The sequence below is a fragment of the Ruegeria sp. L11 genome (assembly GCF_056531755.1).
In genome coordinates, this window is sequence record NZ_JBQFMI010000048.1 from 1 (window position 1) to 1,393 (window position 1,393).

The 1,393-nt window shown below is 57.3% G+C and carries 2 protein-coding genes; both read left to right on the forward strand.

Translation table 11 applies throughout. The features are described 5' to 3' along the window. The first annotated feature begins 39 nt into the window (after nt 1–39). Nucleotides 40–336, forward strand: a complete 297-nt coding sequence (locus ACR0CE_RS20490) for a WGR domain-containing protein (protein ID WP_480833609.1) — start codon at nt 40–42, stop codon at nt 334–336. 526 nt (nt 337–862) lie between these two features. Beyond that, a complete protein-coding gene (locus tag ACR0CE_RS20495) occupies nt 863–1,267 on the forward strand; it encodes a DUF3768 domain-containing protein (RefSeq protein ID WP_480609273.1) in 405 nt (134 codons plus the stop codon). Nucleotides 1,268–1,393 lie beyond the last annotated feature (126 nt).

Consider the following 1,393-nt stretch of genomic DNA (forward strand, 5'->3'; position numbering starts at 1 on the left):
CGAGGAAGCTAACGAAACCAAATACCAGGAGGGTCAACTTTGGACGCCGATTACCCCAGTACAGGGGTCAATTTTGCATGCCGGTTCACACTGACGGCAACCACACCTGTCCACCTGATCCATGTGGATCCAGACGCCAACATGGCGCGGTTCTATGGGATTGAACTGCAGCCGACGCTGTTTGGCGAAGTGTCCGTCCTTCGCACCTGGGGGCGTATAGGCACAAATGGGCAAGCCATGATGGTGACTTACGAAGGCGAAGGCCAGGCCACTGATGCACTCCAAAAACTCGAAAAGCAAAAGCGCCGCCGAGGGTATGTCCCGGTCGGTGAGTGATTTCGGATTGCAATCTGTTCCATAGCAAATCCCGAGCCTGTCGTCTCGTGACCGGGCTCTAGGTTACAGCCGGCATGCCGACTTCCACCCAGAACACCCCAGCATGATCTCCCTGAGCCAATAGCCCCTGAACCGTCTCTTGCGAGCCGGGGCAGGGGCTATTGGCTCATGGTCGGCCCATGCCGTGATGATCTGCCCGTTCGGGTGACGATCCCTTTTGCGCTCCCGCAGGATCGAAGATCCTTTGGCCATTTTTGGTGGGTCAGGCGGGATTTGGACAAGCCAAACGCCGCCCGACGTCAGGGGGAAGGCGCGGCCTCCCCCCTCGGACAAGACAAATAGACAAGACCGTGTCCTCGCGCGTTGCGCTGCGGGCCGCACCACTCTTGTCGATTTGTCCTGTCTCGCCCCTCTCCGCGTTCGCCACGGGGCAGGTTTTTGAGACGACGCCCTTTCAGGGCTCGGCTCAAAACCAGCACCAAAGGGGACCAGCCCCGGAGGTCGCACCACAAAAGGAGAGACGGTTTTGATCTTTGAGACGACAAATGACATCGAGAATGACACGAGCCTTCAGGCGGCAGAGATCGCGGCCCAGAATGACCTGTTTCGGAAAGCCCTGATCGATCCGACTGCAGCGATTGAGATACACTCCAATGGCATTCACGGACAGGTGTTTGTCACGCCCGGCGTGTCGGGTGAAGGGATGGAGTTCCAGACCGCAGTTTTGAAGGCGGTCGCAACGGATGACCAGTTCGACGAGGGCAATGACCCTTATGGCGATCACACGTTCGGAACGGTGACAATCAGCGACCAAAAGCTGTTCTGGAAAATCGACCTCTACGACGCGGATTACACATACGGTTCCGACCGCCCGTTTGATCCCGCAGTGACCCGCCGTGTCCTGACCATCATGTGCCCCAGCGAATACTGATTTCTACCGCAGCTCGGAAAGGGGGTGATGAAAATTGTCCGTCATCGAATGATTTGGAACACGAGCGTTTGATTGGCTTAGGAGGATCAGGCTCGCCGCAGTTTCAATCTACGCCGCGTTCTGATG